Genomic DNA, 23,658 nt, shown 5'->3' on the forward strand with positions numbered 1-23,658 from the left:
AGGAGTAACAGAGGTATAGCTTTGAGAAGTGAACTCTTCAATTTCATCCCTTAAAGGTAATTTAAAATTTATACTTATTTAAATCCAGCAAAAATAATGGATTGATATTCAAACTGCAAAGCGATTGACAGAAATTTCAGGTAAAATATGAACATTACCCGCCAAATACTGCACAAAATGATTCGCAAAATAAGGTGACAGTGATACCCCTTTCGTCCCTAACCCATTAAAAATATACACATTATTGAAAATCGGGTGCCTTCCAATAACTGGTCTTCTATCCCTGATGGTGGGACGAACAGCCGCCTTTTCATCGATAATCGTATATTCACATTTAATCATCCTGTTTAATTTACCGATCAGCTCGGTTCTGCCTGTTTCCGTTACCTTATCAGAAAGATCGTCCCAGCTAAATGTAGACCCAACATTATAGATATCGTTTCCTTTTGGTATTATAAATACGTTCTTGTTTAAAATTTCTTTTTGATTCAGTTTATCTGACCGGATAATCAGATGTTCCCCTTTGGCTACTGTAAACGGGATAAAATCAAACCAGGGATTGAGTGATGCTTTATATCCTTCACAAAAGATGATATTCTCTGCCACAATTTCCTTATAGCTGATTAAATTATCTGTTTTCAGCAGATTCTGGTCAAAATTTTCTTCCAGAAGCAGGTGGTTTTTTTTCAGCATATTCCGGAATGATTTTACAAACAGAGGGACATCCATCCAGCATGCCTGGTGAATGATTCCAGCCTGAAAGGGTGCATGAAGGGTTTCGTCATTAATTTCAGTAATAGTACCCATATAGCCAGTATATTCAGGATTTGACTGTTTCGATTCCCATATCCTGATATCATCCGGTGAGGAAAAAAACTTAATAATTTCCATTTCGAAGAAAAAACGGGCATTTAACTCCTTTTCTAGTTCCCTGTAAGTTGATTTCGCAAATGGCAGCAAATCATCTATCATCCATGATTTCACCATCCTTCTTCCCGTAATGGGATTAATTACCCCCGCCGCTATATTAGAGGAAGAATGGAGGTTGAGTTCATCAATGACTAAAATATTTTTTTTCTGACGCAACAGAAAATAGGCCACCATACTGCCTGCAATCCCCTGCCCTATTATGATATAATCGACTTTAGATGGTGTCATATAATTTTGATTGCTCTGGTCATTTCACGTTTACCAACAGGCCCCGGAAGTGGCTCTACTTTGAATCCGGCGCTTTTCATTGTTCGTTTCACCTCTCCTTTTGCGCAATATGTCACTAATATTCCGCCTGGTTTCAACGCCGCATACATACTGTCGAATACAGACTTTGTCCATAATTCAGGTTGAGCCGAAGGTGCAAATGCATCAAAATAAATTAAATCGAACTGATTCGAAAAATCTATGTCTTCTATATTCATTTTACATTTCCTGAGTGCAAAACCAGGGGATAACTCCATTTCCATTTCCCAATCAGATGTATAAATAGTTTTAAAAAGCAATTCACCGGTACTATTCTGAAGTATCGTCCCGTAATTCAGCTGAGCGTACAATGCAAGCTCTAAGGGATATCTTTCAATAGCGGTATAGCTTATTCGAAGTTGGTAATCTTGAGCTTCTATGGCAGTCAACAAAGCGTTTAATCCGGTACCGAATCCTATTTCCAATATGGATATGGATTTAGAAATATCCGCTTTCATTTTATGCAGTAATCCGGCCTGGATGAACACATGCTGCGACTCCTGCAAGGCGCCGTGAATGGAGTGGTAATGCTCATCGAATTCAATACTGTACAGCGAAGCGCTTCCGTCTTTTGTAATAACCAGTTCTGGTTTCATTACTGTTTCAGCAATTTCGAGTAATAATTAAGTTCCCCTGTCTGTATCTGCAGAAAATAAGGCCCGCTGCTCCATTTTGCGAAATCTTTTATCCCCAGCGGATTGGGGCCGTTGGCCAAAAGCATTTTGGCAGAAAACTGCAGCTGGCCGGAAACATTGAAGATGTTTACTACAGAATGCAGCTGAACTTTATTTTTAAAGTCCACCACAATATCCTCTCCGGAAATATAAGCTTTTACATAAGAGGTATTCTGTAAAACCCCGACATTGGCAGAGAAATATACAGAGTCTATCAGGCTATAATTTACGGTATTGTTGTATTCGATCATTTTTATTCTGTAATAAAATACGCCAACCGTTGCATTCAATTCATGGAGGAAGTTATACAATGTAGTATTACTTGAAATGACGCCTGCCGGAACGGTATCAATATCGATGAATGTAATCCCGTCAAAAGAATACTGCACTACAAAATCTTTGCTGTTGATTTCTTTGGATGTTTTCCATTCAAGGTATACATCGTCATTAATCTTTTGTGCTGCAAAATCAATCAGGTTGATATTCTTGATGGCATCTGCATCTTCTTTGGTGCTTATCAGGTAAAACTCCCCCAGCGTGTCTGTATTTAGCTCCACATAATCCCCCCCCAGATATGGGTAAAACTGAATATCGTCCGGGGTATAATATTTATAATAAGCCCTGACATGATTGTCCACAACATCCAAATTGGTATTGAGGCCGACGTATCTCAACAAACCTATATCTCCCATACGATTGATGGAATCTTCCGCTAAAGCAAAACCGGTGTATTCATCATTCAAAACATACAGGCGAAGCTTATAATTCCCCGCCACCTGATTTTGCGGTTTAATCACCCAGTTGCGCGGCAGAATGTTTTTATTGTTAAAGTCCTTATGTTTGGTACTGCTGGCTTCATAGCCCAAAGCTATATTTCCGAGCACTTTACCATCATCATACAGATCCGCCACTAATTTACCATTCCTGAAGAAGGAAATCCAGCCGTTCCCTGTCGAAACCTGTGAAACATAGGCAGAATCTTTTGATGCGATATCCTGATAATCACTAACTATGTGAATATCATCAATTCCCAACCCTTCAGTGACCGAAAAATTATCAGACAGTAAATGAATCCTGTATATAAAGCTGCTGCTGTCATTCAGTAAATTTAATGGAACAGTTGTATTTGCCGTTTGCCACGGAAAAATAATATTATCCCAATAAGGTTTGTTATGCGTTCCGTTGTACCAGTTCAAGCCACAATTGTAACAACCCAGGCGATTCCAGGTATTACCATCCGTGGAATATTCCACATAAGCAGAATCAGATTCCGCCTGCATCACCGATATAAAATGGAAGGAAATCAACGGGTCAGATGTAAAGCCTGTAAAATCCAGACAGCCCAGGTAGAGGTATGAGTTTTCATTAAAGTTATATCCTTTATTAATACCGGTTGTCCATGCCTTATTATCCTGCGCGGCATTACTCATGTTAAATTTGACAGGAGAAGCCCATACCCATGAGTTGTTTATACCATCAGAGAACAGATTTCCGTTATTGGACTCAAAATCATTGTAATAAGGAAACTCATGAATAGTAGGCATCACGAAAATTTTAGCAAAATTAATGGAATCATTTTGTTTATACCTGTCGCCGGGATTCGATGTCCATACTTTCAAAGAATACGATCCAGGTGTACTGTAACTAAACAACGTATTAAATACATAGGTTGCCGTATCATTGGAATTGATGGGTCCTGCAATGACTTCACTGACCGTCGGATTATTGCCTACCTTATAAAAAACGGGAAGATTGTTTATTACCTGTCCGGAGTTGTTCTTTATCCTGACCGTAATTGGTTGTCCTGTAAGATTCTTTGTACAATTTATCTTTCGGACAGACAGGTCAATCATAGCGACATCCTTTCCGGCAACATACAAATTAAAATCATCAAAAGAATAACCTCCGTCCGTAAAAGGTGTAGTGCCGGATTTTATGGCAGATTGTACAATTTTCAATTGGGTGGAAGCCGAAAATCTCTGATTGTGCTCCAATTTTAATTTTTGATATAAATTTAATTCTTTTACCTGCTTATATACTGATGGATTTTCTCTGTTTGCGTACAAATCATATAAAAATACCCAAGGCTTGGTATCATCACCTCTAACATAGACTGAGTCATTGGCATCTGACTCATTACGGCTCGTGTAATTGAAATCCAGAAAAATAATGGAATCAATATAATTGGATAGATAGTAATTAAAAAAATCAATTCGTTTCTTTTGGAAGGTGCCACACCAATGTAATTATCCAACGATACAGCCCTGTTGCCGGCTTTTGCAAATAAATTCCCTTCATCCGAACGAAACCTTCCGCCAACTTCGGGTGTATAATCCGCATATTCCAATCCGTTTATTCCATAAGCAGTATAGGACAATGTCGTATTGCTTGTTTCAAAAGATTCAAAAAAAGGAAGATTCAGCGGAGGATTAGGTATATGTCTCAAAGAGTAAATCAAGCGTATCATTTTGAACGTGTTATTATCCTCCTGCAAGACTGGTCCATGCCTTAATGGAATAAATTCCTATTGCACTCAGATCCTCACTTACATTAAACTAAATTATGGAGGTATCACCTGCTGTTAATGCATTTGTAAGAACGGCATTCCGCACAGTACCATTATTTATCTATGTAATAAACTGTCATGGAATTCTGTGTAGCAGTTCCATAATTTTTTATAATGAAAGATAGTTTTTGAGTGGTTGACAACGCTGAAGAGGTGAATTTTCTTCCAATCCCCGGTTTATACATGGCAAATACACCTACATCGTTTAAGGTACTGCAAACATTTGGAATCGGCGTAAATGGTTTTCCTAGACTATGATTGCCTTCAAATCCATTTTTAATGGTGGAAATGGAATACAAGTACAATTTCCCGTTTGTCAAATTATTTATCGTATACGTCAGCAAATTGGTTTGTCCCACTAACGTCCAGGCACTGTCTGTAAATAAATATACTTTATAGCCTGTAGCACCCGTAACTGCCGGCCAACTTATCTTAATCGTCCTGTCACATACTGTATGGCCAATTAACGGGTAAAATATTTGAGAGCCAATTGTAAAATAGAAGCCGATGAATCGATATTTTGTCCGGATATAATTTTTATTAAACAGTCTTCACTGAGCAAAGAGGAAATGTCCATTTATAAGTTTGACTGGAAAATTGATAATTGTTTGCAACACTCTGCCATATCTCCGCTGTCTGACGAAAATTGAATTTTACACAATGAATCTATGCCGTTTCTGATCCATTTAATAACTGAAGAGGAACCTGCATCCAGGAATTCACCGCCATTGGGATGAGTGATTTCAATCTCTCTCTTTTGGAAAGCATACGTAACCGAATAATCCTGGGGCCCAAACGGAACATTACTTCCTTTCACAACAATCTGATAGGTGCCTGCCTGCGGAAAACTAACCGTAACCTGTTCAATGTTATTCAAATTATCAACACCTCTGGTTGCTGTATTCTTATACTGCATAGGATTCAATAGCCATGGCAGCACCGTATCACCTGCAGGTGTTACAAGCTTCAAATCGAGATCATTCACTAACGCCTTAGAGGCAATTGGGCTGCCCTCTTTATCTGTCCAATCTGCAGTCACATTCAAATTCAACATTCCGGAAGGAACAACGATGTCATGAGTTTTAAAAACACCTTGACTGACATTATCTTCAAAAAACTGATTATTATCCAGTGATACAATAGCCTTTAAAATATTTGGAATTCCAAATCCGAAGATATAATCAGGTCCCGGGTTCCCTAAATCTCTGGCTGTATTGCAGAGCAACGCCTTGACCAGCGAAGCGTTTGGAAAAGCGCCGAATTGCTGCCTGTACTTTTGGTGAATCAATGCTGCCAGGCCTGCCACCTGAGGTGCCGCAAAAGAAGAACCGTATGCAATGGCAGGGATGGCATTGTTTGGGCCAACGGTCCCGACTTGAAATCCTTTTGCCACCAATTCCGGTTTCAACCGACCATCAGCGGTAGGCCCTCTCCCGCTGTTCTCAATGATTCGTTCATTGGGAAACAACCACCCGACCGTGATGGAGTTTTTACATCCCTGGAATCCAATATCTACAGAACTGAAGGTATCCGTCACCACACAACCGACAGCCGTATTTCCCACGGCTACAATCGGCAATAATGTAGGATGCTGATTAGCCGCCTTATCCAGATCCGATGCTTCCGGAATATACAATCCGGATTCGTAGCAATTCGTTGGAGCAAAGTTGTAAGAGTGGTTGGATATGTCAACGGCATACGTCGATTTTCCATCAGCAACTTCCTTCACTATATCATTTGCCACATCCCAATAAAACAAATTAGATCTTGGTGCAATGGAATAGCGCTGAAAATAATTACCTTCCGCACCTAAAACCCCGGCCACATAAGGTAGCATGCATTGTTGCTGACAAAAAGCTGTATTTCTTATCTACCACATAATTCCTGTAGGGCGGCAATTCAAAGTTAGTACCTACTGTACCTTCATCCCAAACACCAACATTCACTCCATTCCCTTTCAGGTTGAAATTATAGGGTTGAGGTTCCTGTATCTGATTCACCCCCATCATCAGACCGCCTTCGTAATAGAGCATATTTTTCTTTTCATAATAGCGGCCAATAAAACTGACAAAAGGAAATTCTGACAACTGATTTAGTTGTCTCTTGTTTACATACGCAGAAAAATGGTTATTTTTTTCATCGTATTCCGAAATACTGAAACCGGCCTTTTGTGCCGCTGCCTCGAGAGCCTGCCTGTTTACAGCCGGAGCTACCATAACAGTTACCGGATTCACCTCTGTTCCGGATTCTTTCAATGATAATTGAATCTTGGACTCCGGTGAAATATACCCTATCCTTTCAAAAACAGCATTTTGAAATATGGCTGCTGTATTTTCACTGTTCATCGAAACCAGATAATAGCCGTCTCCCAGATACGACTGTATCTCCATGTTATTTTGTATCAGGTATTCCGGGGAATTGAATGTAGGTAATACAACGAGGAAATCCCTGTTATCATATCTGAATGCATCGTAGTTGTGTTTTGACAGCGTATTATTGAGTCCGGCAGGGTTAATATCAATAAGCTGAAAGTTGATTTTTGAAAATAACTGTACACTGATTGCAATAAAAAACAGCAACAAAGGGAAACGCTTTGTCATAGAGTATAAGATTTAGTATAAATATAGGATTTTTTGTTCTGAAAAGCCAATCATTTCATTTCCACAATTGTGATTCCATCGCCTCCAAATTGCTCTTTTTCGTAGTAAAATCTGTTTACATGAGGGTATTTCTTCAGGTAAAACTGTACGGCCTGCTTTAAGGCTCCGGTACCCCTCCCGTGAATGACCTTAATATGATGAATTCCATACATGATGGCCCTGTCCATAAAATTATCAAGTGCCGTGATGGCCTCATCCTTCATCAGTCCGCGGATGTCCAGATTATAGTCAAATTCACTCTTTTCCAGGAGTATTTTAGAGGAATAGGTATTTCGTTTTGATTCGGGAGTTTTCTTCTCCTGTCCCACCGGCACCAGCTGATGTACTTTTATTTTTGTCTGAATATTGCCAAAAGCGACCAGTGCTACCTTGTTTTTTAATTCCAGCACCCTGCCTGTTTCCACCCCCTCTTCCAGTTTCACGAGGGATCCCACTTCGATTATAGCATCAGCCTGAATGGTTGAATGGGAGACATCGTCATCCAGTTTTTTCTCTATCTGTTCCCTTTGCTCATCAATATATTTCCTGACTTCTATGAATTTAGATTTTTCGTTTTTCTGTTCTTTCCATACTCTCATTTCATTTTCAAGGTTTCTGCTTTCTGTATTAAATCTGTCCAGCAAACGCGCTTCGTATAATTTTAACAATCGTTTTTTTTCCTTATCCAGCTCTTTATTCAACTGCTCATAACTATTAGTGAGATCTGACAGCTGCGTCTCTTTCGCCTGTACATTTTTTCTAAGTCCTTTGATAAAATGCTTTTCCGTCTGGATGTCATTCAACACATCCTCCAAGGCTTTTTTGTTTCCTCCGGTCTTTTCAGCTGCACGATTTATGATATACTCCGAAAGTCCTGATTTTTTGGCAATTTCAAATGTAAAGGAACTGCCCGGTTGTCCGGTCTGCAGTTGGTAAAGCGGCTTCAGGTTTTTAGTATCAAACGCCATCGCGCCGCTTTGCATATTTTCCGTATTGGCGGCAAAGACCTTTAGATTATTAAAGTGGGTGGTGATCACCCCAAACACTTTTTTCTGATGTATCTGCTCCAGAATAGCTTCCGCCATCGGGCCGCCCAATGCCGGGTCGGTGCCCATTCCCATTTCATCGATCAGCACCAGAGTCTTCGGGCTTGCATGTGACAGAAAGTAATTCATATTCGTCAGGTGTGAGCTGTAGGTACTCAAATCATTTTCAATGGACTGTTCATCGCCAATATCAACAAAGAGCTGGTCAAAAACCGTCATGACAGAATTTTCCCTTGCGGGAATCAGCATACCGAACTGCAGCATCAACTGTATCAGCCCTACCGATTTAAGAATTATCGACTTACCGCCTGCATTCGGACCGGATATGACCATCATCCTGCTCTTTTCATCCAATAAAATAGAGTTGTCAACGATCGGTTTATGTTGTTTCTGGTGATGAAAATAGAGTACGGGATGGACAAATTCTCTCAGGTATATCATCCTTTCCGTTGTTAATTCAGGCATGGTACATTTATAATGAATCGCAAAATAAGCTTTGGCGCGCAGCACATCCAATTCCCCCATCAATATTTGGAGCGACTCTATATTTTCCCTGTGCGGCTGAATGTATCTTGTTAGCTGTATCAGTATCTTCTGTATTTCCCTTCGCTCATCCAGATATAACTGTGCCAGTTCATTATTGATATAAACCGTCTCATTGGGTTCGATATAGGTGATATTTCCGTTGTCACTCTCATCTGTAATCAACCCTTTGATACTTCGTTTATATTCAGACCTTACGGATAAGACACGCCTGCCATCCCGAACCGTTTCTTCGGTTTCAGCCAGATAATTATGCTGTCTGTACTGATTGACCGCTTTTCTGAAAACGGCGTTGATCTCCTGAATCTTTTCATTTATCTGTCTTCTTATTCCTGATAATGCAGGTGTTGCATTTTCCTTTACCGTTTCCTTGTATAAATCTATGACTTTCGATATGGCGGCAATCAAACCTGTTTCAATGCTATACGCAGCAACCATTTCACTCAGATACGGATATAACTGATGCCGTGCCTTGGGCGTGAAAAACCTGAAAAGCTCGGTGACGGCACTCAGCGAATAATAAAGAGCTGACAATTCTTTTACATCCAGGTAATAGTTATCGATGGACAGTTTCTGAAGAAACGGCAAGGTGTTAAATCCATATTGCGGAAGGGGTGAATCGTTTTCTATAATCTCCTTTACTTCTTTTACACATTGCAGCTGGCGGTTCAATTCAGTGATATTATTTATGAAATCCTGCCGTTGCAGAAAATCTTTACCCAATGTTCCTGAACATAGGTTATCCAATTCCTTCAGGATAAAAGGAAACTCTAATTTTTGGAGGACATTTTTCGGATATATGTTCATCATCTCACAAATTTGGCAAGAAGGCCTGATTCAGTGGAAGTGGCAGGCCTTAAAATTAACGGTACATTTTTAAAATTGAATCTGTCAATAGTCTATAAATCTGATACAGATGATCATCTTCCTTTTTTAAGGTTTGCAAATGTTTATCTATAATTTCCGCATCGTTTCTAATTGCCGGTCCGGTTTGAGCATTCTTCGGCGTAATGGTATCGATCTTGGTGATTGTTTCATGAATCAGGGGCAACAGCAACTGATAATCCAGCTGATGCTTTTCGCAATAATCCTGTGCCAAAGCAAATAAATGATTGGAAAAATTGTTGACAAAAACAGCTGCTATATGCAGATGCTTTCGCTGTTCATCCGAGTATTCATACACTTTCTTGCTCAGCACTTTCGCCAAACCCAGCAGCTCCTCCTTAAACGCAGCGTTGTAAGACGTAATCAGGAATGGTACCTGAGAAATATCTATCCTCTTCGTCTTGGAAAAAGACTGCAACGGATAGAAAATTCCGGCATTCTTTGCACCTTCAAACACATCTAATCCGACCGTGCCGGAAGTGTGCACCACTTTTATATCGGGCTTCTTCGCCAATATCACTTTTGACAAATCCTTGATAACATCATCCTTCACCGCAAAAATCAGCAAATCCACATCCAGATCCAGTTCATTCAAATCACAACTGTAAATGGAATTGGACTGCCATGCCAGCACTTCGGAATGATCGCAGGTCTGGCTGTATATCTGACGGACAACAATACCATTCTGAGCAAATGCCTTTGCCAGGTGTGTGGCTACATTGCCGCTGCCTATGAATGATATTTTACGGATAGTGTCTTTCAACGTTTCAATCTTTAATCAGGCCGATTCTCCCGCTTACGTCTGAGGATGCTCATTAATATCCCGGATACCATGATGAAACAACCTAACCACAACACATTGATAAGCGGAAAACGGATAGCCTTCATGATAATATACTTGTTGAGTTTCTGCTCCACCAGTATTTGCAGTTTATTTTCTTCCGTTAATATTTTCACCAAAGAAAAACTCACATTCTTATCCTCCACTTTTGCAGGAATGCTGGTAGCGAAAACTTCCCTTACCAGATAAACCGGCTCGATATAATAAGTGGTATCCAATGAAATATATTTCATTCGGGCGCCTATGGCGATATCTTTAGGTTTCTTCTCAAACCCTTTAATTTCCGCATCCGGATTGATTCCTTCGAGAACCACCATGCAACGGGAAGCGGTAATTGTATCACCAACGCTGATGGTATATGTTTCATCAGTACTAGAAGGCACCTCTGAGCCGTCCTCTCTCAAAGGTGCGGATGTTATATGTGTATATAAATCAGACCCTAACGTTTTTCGGGTCGATGGCACCGGATTGTTACCCATCTTGCTGTTAAATAAAATATTTGGATGCAGAATAAAGTCGTTTCTTACATTACCATTCTTATCGAGTTCTTCATACCGGACATTAAAATAGATATTCTGTGTAGAGGTTGAATCGCCTAGATAAGTGACCCGGTACTTGCCCATTTGCTCAGGTTCATTCTGGTAAAGCAATACATTTTCCGCGATATCCTTATCTGAAAATCCCTTGCCATAATCAATCCCAAACTTATTAACGGACAACACTTCCTGTCTGCCCTGAGAAATCAGGATACCAATCAGCATTACGGCAAAACCGATATGAGAAACGGAGCCTCCTGCAATTTTCCACTTTCCTTTTAGCACCTGAAAAACGTATTGTGTATTGGCAAAAATCGAAAAGAAGCCGCAAAAAACAAGTAATATAAATGCCGGTGAGTATAGTCTGTAAGCAACAACCGCAGCTATACTCAATACGACCGATAGTATGTTTACCGGCACTAACTGTTTTATAATCTTTATCGTATCCGATTTTTTGTATTTGAAAAACTGAGTCGCCGCCGAACCCAACGCCACCAATACAGCCATCCATATCTGCACATTGTTGTAGTGGCTCTTAATGTCTGATGGCGGAGCTAACTTTGAATTGAATATTTTATTGATTACCGGAAAAGAAGTCAGCACGATAATATGAACGGAGGCAAATATGAATATCAGTGAACCGATGAACAGCCAGAATTCTCTGGACGATAACTCCTCCTCCTCCTTCTTGGAAGGGATTTGCTTCTTATACATTCTTTCGACAAACAAATAAACGGCAGGAATTATGAAAACAAGGAGAGTGACCACTAATTGTCCGCTCATTCCCATGTCTGTAAATGAATGTACGGATGCATCTCCCAAAACGCCGCTTTTGGTCAGGAAAGAAGAATATAATACCAATAAAAAAGACCCAATAAAAAACAAGTACGTTGCATGCAGTGAATATCCTGTATGCTTGTAAGCCATGAGTGTATGAATGCCGGCTGCCAACACCAGCCACGGCACTAATGATGCATTCTCAACCGGGTCCCAGGCCCAGAAGCCGCCAAAGCTTAAGGCCTCGTAAGCCCAGGCACCACCCATTAAAATACCGGTTCCCAATATCATTAAAGCAAACAAACTCCACGGCAACACCGGTTTTACCCAATCTGTAAAATTCCGCACCCATAAGGAAGCAATGGCAAAAGCGGCCGGAATCGTACAGGCAGCAAACCCCAGGAATAAGGTGGGTGGATGGATGACCATCCAGTAATTTTGCAGGGAAGGATTTAAACCGGTACCATCTTCCGGCACCCAGTCCGGATTCATTTTATAAATCGGAATATCCATGGTATCCTTTATCAGCGCAAAGGGACTGGAACCCAGTTTATATCCGAAGAAATAAATACCCAGCAACATGGAACCCAGCATGACCTGAGCCAGGGCAACAATGGTCAACACCGGGCTCTCCCACTCTCTGGCCTTAAAGATCAGCACACACCCCAAAATGCCGTGCCAGAACATCCAAAGCAGCGTACTGCCCTCCTGCCCGCTCCACATGGCGGAAAACTGATAATAAGCAGGCAATGACATAGAGGTATGCTCCCATACATATTTGTATTCAAAGAAATGATTATGAATAATGAGCAACAAACTACCCAAAACACCTAATACCGAAACGGCATGCAGTATATACATTTTTCTGCCAAAGCTGATCCACGGATGTGATTTAATGACATCATTCCGGTTAATGGTAGCAATGTAATATGCCATGCAGGCCGCTAATGAAGAAACAAAAGAGAGTATGATCAGGAAATGGCCGACTTTCCCAAACAAAACATGTTGACCTAAAGCGTGAATATTCATATTGTAATGGTGAGGTGAGGTGAGCAGTAAAAAGTAAGCAATCGGAGATTATATATCATTTCCATTATTCGCCTGCGCCTCTCTGTTTTTATATTTTGAAGGGCATTTCAGCAAAATATCATTTGCCTCAAAAACATCGCCTTTCATTTTTCCGGTGATAACTATCTTTTCCGATTTTTCGATATCTCTGGGTTTGGCTTTTAAGACAATCACTTTTTTCTCCACTTTTCTTTCATCAATCACATACATGGAAAATTTATTGGGATCAATTGTAGGATCGTATTCAATAGCCTTTTCCTTATTAAGATACCCCACGACCGTGAACTCTTTCCCTTTTTTAGCATAAGAAGATTCAAAGCTGTCATAACGGCTAAATCCTTTCCCCAGCATAGCTGTCAGGGAAGCCACCAATACGGCAATAAAAAGAAGGGCAATGATATGTGTTCGTTTCATAAAAGTCAGTTCTGTATTAGCGTATTCAAAAATACGCCACTTTCAGCGATTTTAATCATTTTGAAGGTTATATAATTTTAAACCTGAATAAACATAAAAACCTGACTGCATTTAAATGGAGTCAGGTTTAAGAATATTACGGTGTTATCTTAAACTATTGGTAAATTAAGATAATTTGGCGCTGATCAATTTGACAAATTCCGAGCGGGTAGCCTGTTTCTCAAATTCGCCGGTAAAAGCAGAGGTAGTGGTGGTGGAATTTTGCTTTTGGACCCCGCGCATCATCATACACATGTGCCTGGCTTCAATCACCACAGCCACCCCCAATGGATTCAAAGCATCCTGAATGCAATCCCTGATTTGTGTCGTCAGTCGTTCCTGCACCTGTAATCGACGGGCATAAGCATCCACCACCCGGGCGATTTTGCTCAGGCCGGTGATGGTTCCGTTCGGGATATAAGCCACATGTGCTTTGCCAAAAAACGGCAGCATATGATGTTCACACATGGAATACAACTCAATATCTTTCACAATAACCATCTCTTTCTGATCTTCATGAAAAAGGGCAGACTGCAGAATTGATTTCGGGTCGATATTATAACCGTGAGTGATGTATTGCATCGCCTTTCCTACGCGGTGGGGTGTTTTTAATAACCCTTCGCGTGCAGGGTCTTCACCTATCAGTTTCAGGATTTCTACATAATGACTTTCCAGTGTTGGATTCGGTGTAATGACCGTTCCATTATTTAATACCATATCATTCATGTTTTAAAGGTACAAAAACAATAAAACATGGAAAAATGAATTTTGTTTTATGTTTGGTCAATTTCACAGTCAGGCAGTTGCCCGCATGTTTGTTCTTCTGTCAATAATTGCTTTGATGCAATGAGTATCATCTTCATAACTTCTTCATTTCAAGACAATGATTAACTCCTTTAAATAAAAAATCCCGCAGATACACTGAAACGTATGTTCACGGTATACCTGCGGGATGAGACAAGGAAACTTAGTTTTTCTTGCTCAGTAAAAGAAAGTCACTGGCTACCACTTCAGTAAGCGTGCGCTTGTTGCCATTTTTATCATCGTAGTGACGGTACGTAATCTTTCCGTTCAGTGCAATTTCACTGCCTTTGTCCAGGTATTTTTCAACCGTTTCTGCCTGCTTGCCCCATACGATAACATTGTGCCACTGAGTCTGCTGCTGACGCTCGCCTTTATTATCATAATAATAGTCGGACGTAGCGATGCTGAAGGTTGCCATTTTTTTGTCCTGTCCAAAGGTTTTGATTTCTGGTTTTTTTCCCAAGTTTCCGATTAACTGTACTTGATTTCTGATTGCTGACATGTTGTTAAATTTTAATTACGTTAAAAAATCAATTTATACTCAAGCATTGGACAAGGTTGTTTTCGCGATTAAGTACACACTACTTGTTTGCTGCTTTCACCCATTGAGAGACAAACAACATACGGATTCCATAAATTTTTGGGAATGTTTTTTTCGAATAAATTACAAGATATTGAAAAACAAGGAATTATAAAAGGATATTTTTTATCGTATTTTGATAAATTTCTGTTTCATGGACATTAAAATGATCCGCATCGGGGATTTCTATGAAGTATTTTTCCGTTTTTAAGAGAGGAATCAGCTTTTGGGATAGTTGAATGGGAATCAGTTTATCCCTGCTCCCATGAAAAATATAGGTATCACAGGCTACCTCCTTTAAAAAACGGTCATTTTCCAGTTTAAATTTCAACCGTTTAAACGGAAACAATTTCACTTTATGCTGAAATAAATCAGGCATGTTATAATATGGAGAAATCAGGATAAGCTTTTCCGGATGGATTTTAGTGGCCAGTTTGCTGGCCAAAGCCGTACCGAGCGAACGGCCAACCAGAATCACCTTACCGGAATAGTTTAATGCCTCCAATGTTTTTCTAAAAGTAATTTCCACAACCTGATGCAGCAGATCTTCCGTCAGTCTGCCTTTGCTTTTTCCATAAGTCGGATAATCCATGATAACCACATCATAATTGTGCCGAATGAAAATATCCGCTTTAGGCAAATGGTGTTGTATATGATTCAGGGTACCATGCAGAAAAAAAACCAGACCTTTGGTATTCAGGTGCTTTCAGGTGTACCGCATTTATATGATAATTGTGTTCCCCTATAGAAAAATCAAACTTGAACTCCGACAGCGGATGTGCAGATTGAAACTTAAATTGAGCGGGTAAACGCTTAGGCTGAAATATGATCGTTCGCGCAAGGAGCATTGCTAAAAATAAAAAAAGGCTTGGATAAATCCAAGCCCAAGATTCTTAGTTCAGACTTAGTTTATTTTAATAAGTCTTCTATGTACTGCATAAATTCAGGATCATTCACAGACGTTCTAGGTGCCACAGAGGCAACGATAGAACCATTTCTATCGATGATGAATTTCTGGTAATTCCATTTAATGGGTGCGTCCAACACGCCATTTTCATTTTTGTCGGTCAGAAATTTGTATAGGGGTGCCATGTCTTTCCCTTTTACGGATATTTTGGAAAAAATAGGAAAGGTCACTCCGTAATTTTTAGAACAGAACGCTTTTATTTCCGCATTATCTAACGGTTCCTGTCCCATAAAATTGTTTTCAGGAAAACCCAATACCACTACGCCTTTATCTTTGTATTTCTTGTAAAAAGCCTCCAGTTCGGCAAACTGCCCCACCAGGCCGCATTGACTGGCGGTATTTACAATCACTATGATATTACCTTTGTACTGAGCCAATGAAACGTCTTTTCCGTCAATATCTTTAAGCGTAAAATCATGAACGGATTTACCGGACAAAGCACCTGCAACGCTGGCTTCGGCTTTTGTGCTGCTGGCATTACAACTAATCGTAATGGCTGTAAGCGAGAGCACGACAGCACTTAATTTAATTAATTTGTATTTCATATTATTAAACATAAGCAATAAACAATAATTAAAGGTGTTTCGTTCAAATGTAGTTTAATTTTAACAAAAAACCACTACAGAACACCATCCATCCAGAATAATCAAATATCATTCCAAACAGACGATTTTTGCGGAGAAAAGGAATATGCCATTTTGATATAGGACTGATTTTTTACCCGGTCAACATTGTAGCATCAATATTTATTGTAATTTGTGTGAATTTTGTGCGTTGTTTATATAGATAACCTTTTTATACCGTATTTATGGAATACATTAGTAGTGACAAACAATTTATGGATTCAAAGAACACGGAAACCAGAAAATACCATATCCTTATTGTCGATAAGGATAAAGCCAGTATAGAGCAGACGATTAAATCTTTCAAGACAGACAATTATAAATTCACGGAGGTAACCAAAACCAAGGATTTGGTGAGTGTCATCAAGAAAGAAAAGCCTGACCTGGTTATTCTGGAAGTTGACCTGAATGAAGCGGACGGCATAGAAATCTGCTGGGATATCCGTGCAGATGCCAATTTGGCCAAACTGCCTATTGTATTCTTTTCCAACCGTTCGGATGACTTTACTCAAATCACCGCTTTTGAATCCGGTTCGGATGAGTTTATTTCCAAAACTTCCCGCTCCAGGCTGTTTTCACACCGAATCAAAGCATTGCTGCGACGCAGCTATGACAAGGAAGAAACCCCGAAAGAAATCAAAAAATACGGTAACCTGGAGATTGATGAAGAACAAGTGATGATTTACAAAAAAGGAGAACCGCTGAAACTATCCAAAAAAGAGTTTCAGCTGGTGGTACTCCTCACCTCCCGCCCGGGAAAAGTGTTCAAACGCAACTACATCCTGCTAAAAGTATGGGGGGATGATATCATCGTCGGTGACCGGAACATTGACACACATATAAAAAAAATTCGGAAAAAAGTTGGTAAACAACACATTGAAACCGTGCGTGGTGTCGGCTATAAGTTCATTCCTTAACTAAGTTTTCCACTTAATCATCAATTACCGGCTATAAGCCAAATTTTAAATTATTAGTTTTAAATTATTTAATAAGTATATGAAATTCAAATACTTATTAAACTAAATGTTATCAGATACGCAACGGCGGAAAATAGTGTTGTTAATAAAAACAAATTGATAATCCTGTTCAAATAGACTAATTTGAATGAACTAAAATCAAACAATTATGAATGCAAGAGTTTTAATTGCAGCCCTGGCGGGCGCAGTAGCTTCCTTTCTGTTAGGATGGCTCTTTTACGGCTTCTTATTGCCGGATTTCTATGCCGCACATTCCCTGCATTATGCCGGTCTGGAAAAATGCCGCCGAATCTTATTGGTATTTTTGTGGCAGGCTTTGCCTATACCCTGCTGATGGCTATCATATTCAGCAATTGGGCAGCTATTACCACTCTTAAAAACGGTGCCCTGGCAGGTTCCGCCATTTCGCTGTTGATTGCCCTAAGTGTAGATTTAGGCATGTGGTCAACCATGAATCTTTATGGCAGGCAGGTTGTCATAACCGATGTATTGGTTAACACTGTAATGGGTGCTGTTATTGGTGCTGTCATTGCATGGGTTTTGGGATACAAGAAAACAGCTTAATAATCAGGCAGTAATACTATAAACCAATAAAAGGCATCGCACTTGCGATGCCTTTTTATACAACAACTCTTCAACTAAAATACAGGCTTTAAGAACATACTTCTGCTTTCTCACAGATTTTAGTATGTTTGTATAAATACATACAATATGAGCCAGCTACAAAACAACCTTGTTATCATTACCGGTGCAGGATCCGGCATCGGGCGGGCACTGACACTGCAGGCCGCCTCGGAAGGGGCAAAGGTAATTGCCTGTGATGTAAACGAGAGCAGCCTCGACGAAACACTGGAACTTGCTCAGGGTAAACCAGAAAAATACATGCTGGATGTCGCCGATTCGGCCCAAATAGAGCGGTTTGCTGTGGATATTATCCAAAAACACCCCGATGATGAAATCATTTTAATCAACAATGCGGGTGTTGGATTGACATCCGGAACGTTTACAGAAACTCCTCTGGAAGATTTTGAATGGTTGATGAACATCAACCTCTGGGGAGTGGTGCGGATGACAAAGGCCTTTCTGCCACATCTGTTGCAGCAAAATAAAGGGCATATCGTCAATATCTCCAGCGTATTCGGGTTGGCAGGCATGCCGACCAACTCCGCCTATTGTACCGCAAAATTCGGCGTAAAAGGATTTACGGACGTGCTGAAAGCGGAATTAATGCAAACGAATGTGAAAGTCAGCTCTGTACATCCGGGTGGCATTAAAACCAATATTGCCCGCAATTCCAGGATATCAGCGACACAGGATGTGAAGGAGGCAAAAGCGCTTATGGCAAAATTTGAAAAAGAAGCACTGAAAATGCCTCCCGAGAAAGCGGCAGCTGTAATAATAAAAGGTATCCGGAAAGATGAACCCCGCATATTAATAGGAAATGACGCCAAAGCGCTGGACTGGATTGTTCGTATGTTCCCCAACACCTATCATAAAGTGATAGCGAAAGTGTTTAAGGTCTGAATCCTGCTTCAAAACGTGTTCGTATCACCTTTTAAAGTCAAAACGGTCAAGGTTCATCACCTTGGTCCATGCCGCGACAAAGTCGTGTACAAATTTATCTTTTGAGTCCTCACAGGCATACACTTCTGCAAGAGCACGAAGTTCTGAATTCGAACCAAAGATAAGATCGACACGGGTACCTGTCCATTTTAATTCGCCTGTTTTACGGTCTCTGCCCTCAAACACCCCCTGAGTGCCCGGCGATGCCTTCCAGGTAGTGCCTGTATCGAGCAGTTTTAAAAAGAAGTCGTTGGTGAGTGCCTCCGGACTCTCAGTGAATATGCCGATTCTGGAGTTGTCGAAGTTAGCGTTCAGCACACGCATCCCTCCCACCAAAGCCGTCATCTCCGGCGCAGTCAGCGACAATAGCTGTGCTTTATCCACCAGCATTTCCTCTGCCGATGCGGTATGTTTGGGTTTATAGTAGTTACGGAACCCGTCAGCAGCCGGCTCCAGAACAGCAAATGAGTCTACATCCGTTTCTTCAGCAGCAGCATCGGCCCGGCCCGGTATAAATGGAACGGTTACATCAAAACCGGCATTTTTAGCCGCCTTCTCAATGCCTGCAGATCCTGCCAGGACAATCAAATCGGCAAGTGAAACGATTTTACTACCCGTGTTGAATTCAGTTTGAATACCCTCCAGCGCCCTCAACACATTCGCCAGTTGAGCTGGATTGTTGACTTCCCAATCCTTTTGTGGTGCCAGGCGAATACGGGCACCGTTGGCACCACCTCTCTTATCAGAACCACGGAACGTGGATGCGGATGCCCATGCCGTTGATACGAGTTGTGAAACAGATAATCCCGAGTCCATTATTTTTGCCTTTAGCACCATGATGTCCTTTTCGTCAATGAGCGGATGTGAGACAGCCGGTATGGGGTCTTGCCATATCAGCGCTTTTGCAGGCACTTCCGGGCCAAGATAACGTGCAATGGGTCCCATATCGCGGTGTGTCAGCTTATACCAGGCTCGTGCGAAGGCATCTGCAAACTGGTCAGGGTTGTCCAAAAAGCGTCTCGATATTATCTCATAAGCCGGATCGAATCGCAAGGCGAGATCGGTCGTCAGCATAATGGGTGTATGGCGTCTGGAAGGGTCATGTGCATCGGGCACTGTAGCTTCTCCCATGCCATGCTTCGGCTTCCACTGGTGCGCACCGGCCGGGCTTTTAGTCAGCTCCCATTCATAGCCGAACAGGTTCCAGAAAAAGTTATTGCTCCACTTCGTCGGGGTGGTCGTCCAGGCTCCTTCCAGGCCACTTGTAATGGTATTGACCCCATTCCCGCTGCCGAGGGTATTTTTCCAGCCGAGGCTCTGCTCTTCGATGTCCGCAGCAGCAGGCTCAGGTCCTACATATTTGCCCGGATCGGCGGCTCCGTGTGTCTTGCCAAACGTATGACCGCCGGCAATCAACGCGACCGTTTCTTCGTCATTCATCGCCATACGTCCAAAAGTCTCCCGAATATCACGGGCTGCCAGGAGCGGATCCGGATTTCCATTTGGACCTTCCGGATTCACATAAATCAACCCCATCTGAACGGCAGCTAAAGGATTTTCCAGTTCACGGTCGCCGGTATAGCGTTTATCATCCAGCCACTTGTCTTCTGAACCCCAGTAGATATCTTCCTCAGGTTCCCAAACATCCTCCCTTCCGCCACCGAAACCGAAGGTTTTAAAACCCATCGATTCTAGGGCGCAATTGCCGGCTAGAATCATCAGGTCAGCCCAAGAAATCTTTTTGCCGTATTTTTGTTTAACGGGCCACAACAGCAGGCGTGCCTTGTCGAGGTTTGCGTTATCAGGCCAGCTGTTGAGTGGTGCAAACCGCTGTGTACCGGAACCCGCACCACCGCGGCCGTCCGAGATACGGTAAGTACCTGCGCTGTGCCAAGCCATCCTGATGAAGAACGGCCCATAGTGGCCATAATCGGCCGGCCACCAATCTTGCGACGTGGTCATCAGGTCAAAGATATCTTTCTTCACAGCCTTCAGGTTAAGTTTCCTGAATTCCTCTGCATAGTTGAACCGCTCACCCATCGGATTGGACAAGGTAGAGTGTTGGCGGAGGATGTTTAATTTTAATTGATTGGGCCACCAGTCACGGTTTCTCGTGCCACTGCCGGCACTATGTTTTAGCGTTCCTCCCGAAAACGGGCATTTGGACTCACCGGTTGGGTTGGTCATATCTTTACTGTTTTCCATAACGAGGTTAATTTTTTTTAGAATAATTAAAGTACAATTTAGTACATTATGTTCAATTTATCTCATAGATAATAACTATCAGACGAACACAAAATCTTATAGGGATATAGAGAATGGGCATTACCCAATTACAGGAGGATTCGTTGTTGAATTTTCTCTAAATATATTCCGTACCTTTGTAAACATTTCGAAATCATGAGTGTAGAATCAGAACTAAGAGCGCGCAGCAATAACCAATGTGAATTATGCGCATCCACCCATAATTTAAGCGTTTACGATATCCCTCCCCATCCGCAGCAGCGCATCGGCGACAGCCTGCTGGTATGCGAGACGTGCAGCAACCAGCTCAACCGGAAAGAACCGATGGACAGCGCGCACTGGAAATGCCTTTTAGACAGCATGTGGAGCGAAGTGCCGGCTGTACAGGTCGTTGCGTGGCGGATGCTCAACCGTTTACGCCATGAAAGCTGGGCTGTAGATGCCATAGACATGCTATACTTTGACGATACCACTATGGCATGGGCAAAATCTACCGGCGACCATGAAAACTCATCCGAAGTGGAATTGCATAAAGATTGCAATGGCAATATCCTGCAAAACGGGGACTCGGTGATACTCACCAAATCGCTGGATGTGAAAGGCTCCAACCTGAATGCCCGTTTAGGTACAGTCGTCAAGAATATCCGGCTGGTGCACGACAACACGGAACAAATTGAGGGCAAAATCGAGGGACAGACGATTGTTATCCTGACCAAATATTTAAGAAAAGTATAGCATTGTATATTTCAAACAGAAATGCAACCAGTATAACTATTCACCCTCCCTGTCTTAAAAAGTGTGTAACTTTAATGGCAAATCAGTTACATGAACTTTTTAAAAACAAAAACAACCTGGTCTAATTGGGAATTGGGCTTACTTAAACTGGGCGCTGGCTCCTGCTATCTGCTAATCGGACTTTATTTCTATGAATACCTGATTCAATACATCTGGATATTCCGTATTGCCTGTGTTGTTACCATCGTCTGGCTGCTTATCATCTGGTCAAAAAAAGAAAAGACACGTTCCTGAATAGTGTTACCTGTTTCAAATAAATCGTAACTTTAATTTATTCAAAACCAAAAAATAAACCTATGCCAACCTATGTAATCGAAAGAGAAATACCCGGAGCGGGAAATCTGTCACCTGAACAACTGAAAGCCATTTCACAAACCTCCTGCGGAGTATTAAGGAGTATGGGTTCTGAAATCCAGTGGGTACACAGCTATGTTACTGCCAATAAAATTTACTGCATTTACAATGCGCCCAACGAAGAAATGGTGAGGGAACATGCCCGGCAAGGCGGCTTTCCGGCCAATGCGGTCAATGCTGTCAGTACCGTTATTGACCCAGGTACTGCTGAATAGTTTTATATACTATTCTTTATAATCAAACCATTCTTCTTTTATCCCATCGCGTGTAATGTAGATGAATATGGTTTCCAGCCGTTGCCGCGCCCAGGGTGTTTTGCGCAAAAAAGTCAGGCTTGACTTGATGGAAGGATTGATTTTAAAACAATTTACCGGCACTTGGTCATACAAACCTTCCCAGCTGTAATAGGCCAGCAGGTAACGAAGCATCATTTCCAACGTGATGCCGTGCAGAGGGTTATTGGTTTGTCTTTCCGGCATATCTTATTTTTACAAAACTCAATACGGAAACTAATATAGGCATAAATCTAAAAAAGTTATATTGTGTACAGAATTAACCAACTGTCAAAATATGTCTGGCAAACCAAAACTGAATATTTTCCAATTACTGATCATAACCATTCTGCTCACATCCTGCAGTTTTAATAAACTGTTTCTGCAGCCTGCCAAGATACCTGCCTCTACAACTCAACTCAGACTAAAAACGTCCAGCGACTCCACTGTGGTTTTATTTTCAGGGGAGGCTCATCAGCCGTTGTTCCTAAAAAACGGGACGGATACCATTACTTTTGATTTCTCCATAGAAAGCGTAAACTACAAAAGTGCCCACGGCAATATACTGAACGGGTGGCTCTTAAAACCCAAGAACACTACCGCCACCACTACCCTGCTCCACCTGCACGGCAACGGAGGCTGTCTGCTCAGTCAATACAAGGCCATTTCCCCGCTTGCAGAAAAAGGGTTTCAGGTATTTATGTTCGACTACAGCGGCTTCGGATTCTCTCAGGGAAAATCCACCCGGAAAAATGTGCTCATCGATGCGCTTTCCACACTCGATTATCTAAAAACAAGGCCGGATATCAACACCACAACACTGCTGTTGTACGGACAGTCACTCGGCGGACACCTGTCGGCTGTGGTGGCAGCTCAGCGACCGGATGCAATCAGCGGACTCATCATAGAAGGTGCTTTTTCTTCCCATAAAGACATCGGCGGGCACATGGTTCCGGTACTGGGGAAAATATTCGTCAAACAGGGGTACAGCGCCGTCAAATCCATCAAAGATTTTCATAAACCGGTTTTGGTCATACACAGCACGGAGGACGAAATGATTCCATTTTACATGGGTAAAAAGATATTTGACCATGCCAATGAGCCTAAAGAATTTTACGAAGTAAAAAAATGCCATATCTGCGCTCCGCAATTTTATGCAGCTGAAATCGCGGAAAAAATAAAAAAAATGCTGATTGCAAAATGACGGTTAAAGGA

The 23,658-nt window shown here is 41.5% G+C and carries 25 protein-coding genes; 8 read left to right on the forward strand and 17 right to left on the reverse strand.

Translation table 11 applies throughout. The annotated features are described in order from the left end of the window. Positions 1-108: 108 nt before the first annotated feature. The 15 genes from IPM95_02275 to IPM95_02345 all read right to left on the reverse strand — a co-directional run bounded on the left by IPM95_02275 (position 109) and on the right by IPM95_02345 (position 16,160). Positions 109-1,158 (reverse strand): FAD-binding oxidoreductase, encoded by a 1,050-nt coding sequence (locus tag IPM95_02275; GenBank protein ID MBK9328142.1) that lies wholly within the window; start codon positions 1,156-1,158, stop codon positions 109-111. Continuing rightward, positions 1,155-1,832: a tRNA (5-methylaminomethyl-2-thiouridine)(34)-methyltransferase MnmD gene (mnmD, locus tag IPM95_02280; protein ID MBK9328143.1), complete on the reverse strand. Its 678-nt coding sequence runs from the start codon at positions 1,830-1,832 to the stop codon at positions 1,155-1,157. Before mnmD ends, IPM95_02275 begins: the two co-directional genes overlap by 4 nt. Continuing rightward, positions 1,832-3,904 (reverse strand): T9SS type A sorting domain-containing protein, encoded by a 2,073-nt coding sequence (locus IPM95_02285; GenBank protein ID MBK9328144.1) that lies wholly within the window; start codon positions 3,902-3,904, stop codon positions 1,832-1,834. The genes mnmD and IPM95_02285 overlap by 1 nt, the downstream gene beginning before the upstream one ends. 29 nt (positions 3,905-3,933) lie before the next feature. Next, positions 3,934-4,377, reverse strand: a complete 444-nt coding sequence (locus IPM95_02290) for a hypothetical protein (GenBank protein ID MBK9328145.1) — start codon at positions 4,375-4,377, stop codon at positions 3,934-3,936. Positions 4,378-4,529: 152 nt separating this feature from the next. Next, the gene (locus IPM95_02295) at positions 4,530-4,796 is read right to left on the reverse strand and encodes a hypothetical protein (protein MBK9328146.1); all 267 of its coding nucleotides are present in this window, start codon (positions 4,794-4,796) and stop codon (positions 4,530-4,532) included. Between the two features lie 257 nt (positions 4,797-5,053). Then, the gene (locus IPM95_02300) at positions 5,054-6,313 is read right to left on the reverse strand and encodes a S8 family serine peptidase (protein MBK9328147.1); all 1,260 of its coding nucleotides are present in this window, start codon (positions 6,311-6,313) and stop codon (positions 5,054-5,056) included. Beyond that, positions 6,273-7,076 (reverse strand): hypothetical protein, encoded by an 804-nt coding sequence (locus IPM95_02305; protein ID MBK9328148.1) that lies wholly within the window; start codon positions 7,074-7,076, stop codon positions 6,273-6,275. The genes IPM95_02300 and IPM95_02305 overlap by 41 nt, the downstream gene beginning before the upstream one ends. A gap of 50 nt (positions 7,077-7,126) precedes the next feature. Next, positions 7,127-9,514 carry a Smr/MutS family protein gene (locus tag IPM95_02310; GenBank protein ID MBK9328149.1) on the reverse strand — a complete coding sequence of 796 codons (2,388 nt, stop codon included), beginning with the start codon at positions 9,512-9,514 and terminating at the stop codon, positions 7,127-7,129. A gap of 52 nt (positions 9,515-9,566) precedes the next feature. Further along, positions 9,567-10,352 (reverse strand): DUF2520 domain-containing protein, encoded by a 786-nt coding sequence (locus tag IPM95_02315; GenBank protein ID MBK9328150.1) that lies wholly within the window; start codon positions 10,350-10,352, stop codon positions 9,567-9,569. Between the two features lie 11 nt (positions 10,353-10,363). Further along, entirely contained in the window at positions 10,364-12,772 is a 2,409-nt protein-coding gene (gene ccsA / locus IPM95_02320; GenBank protein ID MBK9328151.1) for a cytochrome c biogenesis protein CcsA, read from the reverse strand. 48 nt (positions 12,773-12,820) lie between these two features. Continuing rightward, a complete protein-coding gene (locus tag IPM95_02325) occupies positions 12,821-13,225 on the reverse strand; it encodes a cytochrome c maturation protein CcmE (protein ID MBK9328152.1) in 405 nt (134 codons plus the stop codon). A gap of 165 nt (positions 13,226-13,390) precedes the next feature. Continuing rightward, a complete protein-coding gene (gene folE, locus IPM95_02330) occupies positions 13,391-13,990 on the reverse strand; it encodes a GTP cyclohydrolase I FolE (protein MBK9328153.1) in 600 nt (199 codons plus the stop codon). Between the two features lie 241 nt (positions 13,991-14,231). After that, on the reverse strand, positions 14,232-14,570 hold the full coding sequence (locus IPM95_02335) for a single-stranded DNA-binding protein (protein ID MBK9328154.1): 339 nt from the start codon (positions 14,568-14,570) through the stop codon (positions 14,232-14,234). A 187-nt stretch (positions 14,571-14,757) separates the two neighbouring features. After that, complete coding sequence (locus tag IPM95_02340; protein MBK9328155.1) at positions 14,758-15,348, reverse strand: alpha/beta hydrolase; 591 nt, start codon at positions 15,346-15,348, stop codon at positions 14,758-14,760. A 209-nt stretch (positions 15,349-15,557) separates the two neighbouring features. Continuing rightward, complete coding sequence (locus tag IPM95_02345) at positions 15,558-16,160, reverse strand: glutathione peroxidase (GenBank protein MBK9328156.1); 603 nt, start codon at positions 16,158-16,160, stop codon at positions 15,558-15,560. Between the two features lie 263 nt (positions 16,161-16,423). On the opposite strand from IPM95_02345, the gene IPM95_02350 reads away from it, so the two are divergent. The 4 genes from IPM95_02350 (at position 16,424) to IPM95_02365 (ending at position 18,739) form a co-directional block, all read left to right on the forward strand. Further along, the gene (locus IPM95_02350; protein ID MBK9328157.1) at positions 16,424-17,155 is read left to right on the forward strand and encodes a response regulator transcription factor; all 732 of its coding nucleotides are present in this window, start codon (positions 16,424-16,426) and stop codon (positions 17,153-17,155) included. A gap of 208 nt (positions 17,156-17,363) precedes the next feature. Next, positions 17,364-17,549 carry a hypothetical protein gene (locus tag IPM95_02355; GenBank protein MBK9328158.1) on the forward strand — a complete coding sequence of 62 codons (186 nt, stop codon included), beginning with the start codon at positions 17,364-17,366 and terminating at the stop codon, positions 17,547-17,549. After that, positions 17,495-17,779: a hypothetical protein gene (locus IPM95_02360; protein ID MBK9328159.1), complete on the forward strand. Its 285-nt coding sequence runs from the start codon at positions 17,495-17,497 to the stop codon at positions 17,777-17,779. The genes IPM95_02355 and IPM95_02360 overlap by 55 nt, the downstream gene beginning before the upstream one ends. Positions 17,780-17,926: 147 nt before the next feature. Continuing rightward, positions 17,927-18,739, forward strand: coding sequence for an SDR family oxidoreductase (locus IPM95_02365; protein ID MBK9328160.1), 813 nt, complete (start codon positions 17,927-17,929; stop codon positions 18,737-18,739). A gap of 24 nt (positions 18,740-18,763) precedes the next feature. Here the strand turns inward: IPM95_02365 and katG are convergent, their stop codons facing one another. After that, on the reverse strand, positions 18,764-20,983 hold the full coding sequence (gene katG / locus IPM95_02370) for a catalase/peroxidase HPI (GenBank protein MBK9328161.1): 2,220 nt from the start codon (positions 20,981-20,983) through the stop codon (positions 18,764-18,766). A gap of 195 nt (positions 20,984-21,178) precedes the next feature. Here katG and IPM95_02375 point away from each other — a divergent pair, with 195 nt between their 5' ends. From IPM95_02375 to IPM95_02385, 3 genes are all read left to right on the forward strand, one after another. Further along, positions 21,179-21,757: a PhnA domain-containing protein gene (locus IPM95_02375; GenBank protein ID MBK9328162.1), complete on the forward strand. Its 579-nt coding sequence runs from the start codon at positions 21,179-21,181 to the stop codon at positions 21,755-21,757. Positions 21,758-21,847: 90 nt separating this feature from the next. After that, positions 21,848-22,051 (forward strand): hypothetical protein, encoded by a 204-nt coding sequence (locus tag IPM95_02380; protein ID MBK9328163.1) that lies wholly within the window; start codon positions 21,848-21,850, stop codon positions 22,049-22,051. 62 nt (positions 22,052-22,113) lie between these two features. Further along, the gene (locus IPM95_02385; GenBank protein MBK9328164.1) at positions 22,114-22,386 is read left to right on the forward strand and encodes a DUF4242 domain-containing protein; all 273 of its coding nucleotides are present in this window, start codon (positions 22,114-22,116) and stop codon (positions 22,384-22,386) included. A 9-nt stretch (positions 22,387-22,395) separates the two neighbouring features. Here IPM95_02385 and IPM95_02390 read toward each other — a convergent pair whose 3' ends face one another. Beyond that, positions 22,396-22,650: a DUF2132 domain-containing protein gene (locus IPM95_02390; GenBank protein MBK9328165.1), complete on the reverse strand. Its 255-nt coding sequence runs from the start codon at positions 22,648-22,650 to the stop codon at positions 22,396-22,398. 91 nt (positions 22,651-22,741) lie between these two features. Here IPM95_02390 and IPM95_02395 point away from each other — a divergent pair, with 91 nt between their 5' ends. After that, positions 22,742-23,647, forward strand: a complete 906-nt coding sequence (locus IPM95_02395; protein MBK9328166.1) for an alpha/beta fold hydrolase — start codon at positions 22,742-22,744, stop codon at positions 23,645-23,647. Positions 23,648-23,658: the final 11 nt, after the last annotated feature.

The sequence above is a fragment of the Sphingobacteriales bacterium genome, assembly GCA_016719635.1.
In the GTDB taxonomy this organism is placed as follows: Bacteria; Bacteroidota; Bacteroidia; order Chitinophagales; family JADIYW01; genus JADJSS01.

What these genes read in the sequence shown, in the direction of transcription:
- IPM95_02335 (MBK9328154.1), bottom strand. Translation starts at nt 14,570, where the DNA reads ATGTCAGCAATCAGAAATCAAGTACAGTTAATCGGAAACTTGGGAAAA.
- IPM95_02375 (MBK9328162.1), top strand. Translation starts at nt 21,179, where the DNA reads ATGAGTGTAGAATCAGAACTAAGAGCGCGCAGCAATAACCAATGTGAA.
- IPM95_02380 (MBK9328163.1), top strand. Translation starts at nt 21,848, where the DNA reads ATGAACTTTTTAAAAACAAAAACAACCTGGTCTAATTGGGAATTGGGC.
- IPM95_02365 (MBK9328160.1), top strand. Translation starts at nt 17,927, where the DNA reads ATGAGCCAGCTACAAAACAACCTTGTTATCATTACCGGTGCAGGATCC.
- IPM95_02360 (MBK9328159.1), top strand. Translation starts at nt 17,495, where the DNA reads ATGCCGCCGAATCTTATTGGTATTTTTGTGGCAGGCTTTGCCTATACC.
- IPM95_02305 (MBK9328148.1), bottom strand. Translation starts at nt 7,076, where the DNA reads ATGACAAAGCGTTTCCCTTTGTTGCTGTTTTTTATTGCAATCAGTGTA.
- IPM95_02290 (MBK9328145.1), bottom strand. Translation starts at nt 4,377, where the DNA reads ATGATACGCTTGATTTACTCTTTGAGACATATACCTAATCCTCCGCTG.
- IPM95_02350 (MBK9328157.1), top strand. Translation starts at nt 16,424, where the DNA reads ATGGAATACATTAGTAGTGACAAACAATTTATGGATTCAAAGAACACG.
- katG (MBK9328161.1), bottom strand. Translation starts at nt 20,983, where the DNA reads ATGGAAAACAGTAAAGATATGACCAACCCAACCGGTGAGTCCAAATGC.
- IPM95_02275 (MBK9328142.1), bottom strand. Translation starts at nt 1,158, where the DNA reads ATGACACCATCTAAAGTCGATTATATCATAATAGGGCAGGGGATTGCA.
- IPM95_02355 (MBK9328158.1), top strand. Translation starts at nt 17,364, where the DNA reads ATGAATGCAAGAGTTTTAATTGCAGCCCTGGCGGGCGCAGTAGCTTCC.
- mnmD (MBK9328143.1), bottom strand. Translation starts at nt 1,832, where the DNA reads ATGAAACCAGAACTGGTTATTACAAAAGACGGAAGCGCTTCGCTGTAC.
- ccsA (MBK9328151.1), bottom strand. Translation starts at nt 12,772, where the DNA reads ATGAATATTCACGCTTTAGGTCAACATGTTTTGTTTGGGAAAGTCGGC.
- IPM95_02385 (MBK9328164.1), top strand. Translation starts at nt 22,114, where the DNA reads ATGCCAACCTATGTAATCGAAAGAGAAATACCCGGAGCGGGAAATCTG.
- IPM95_02390 (MBK9328165.1), bottom strand. Translation starts at nt 22,650, where the DNA reads ATGCCGGAAAGACAAACCAATAACCCTCTGCACGGCATCACGTTGGAA.
- IPM95_02345 (MBK9328156.1), bottom strand. Translation starts at nt 16,160, where the DNA reads ATGAAATACAAATTAATTAAATTAAGTGCTGTCGTGCTCTCGCTTACA.
- IPM95_02300 (MBK9328147.1), bottom strand. Translation starts at nt 6,313, where the DNA reads ATGCTACCTTATGTGGCCGGGGTTTTAGGTGCGGAAGGTAATTATTTT.
- folE (MBK9328153.1), bottom strand. Translation starts at nt 13,990, where the DNA reads ATGAATGATATGGTATTAAATAATGGAACGGTCATTACACCGAATCCA.
- IPM95_02395 (MBK9328166.1), top strand. Translation starts at nt 22,742, where the DNA reads ATGTCTGGCAAACCAAAACTGAATATTTTCCAATTACTGATCATAACC.
- IPM95_02325 (MBK9328152.1), bottom strand. Translation starts at nt 13,225, where the DNA reads ATGAAACGAACACATATCATTGCCCTTCTTTTTATTGCCGTATTGGTG.
- IPM95_02310 (MBK9328149.1), bottom strand. Translation starts at nt 9,514, where the DNA reads ATGATGAACATATATCCGAAAAATGTCCTCCAAAAATTAGAGTTTCCT.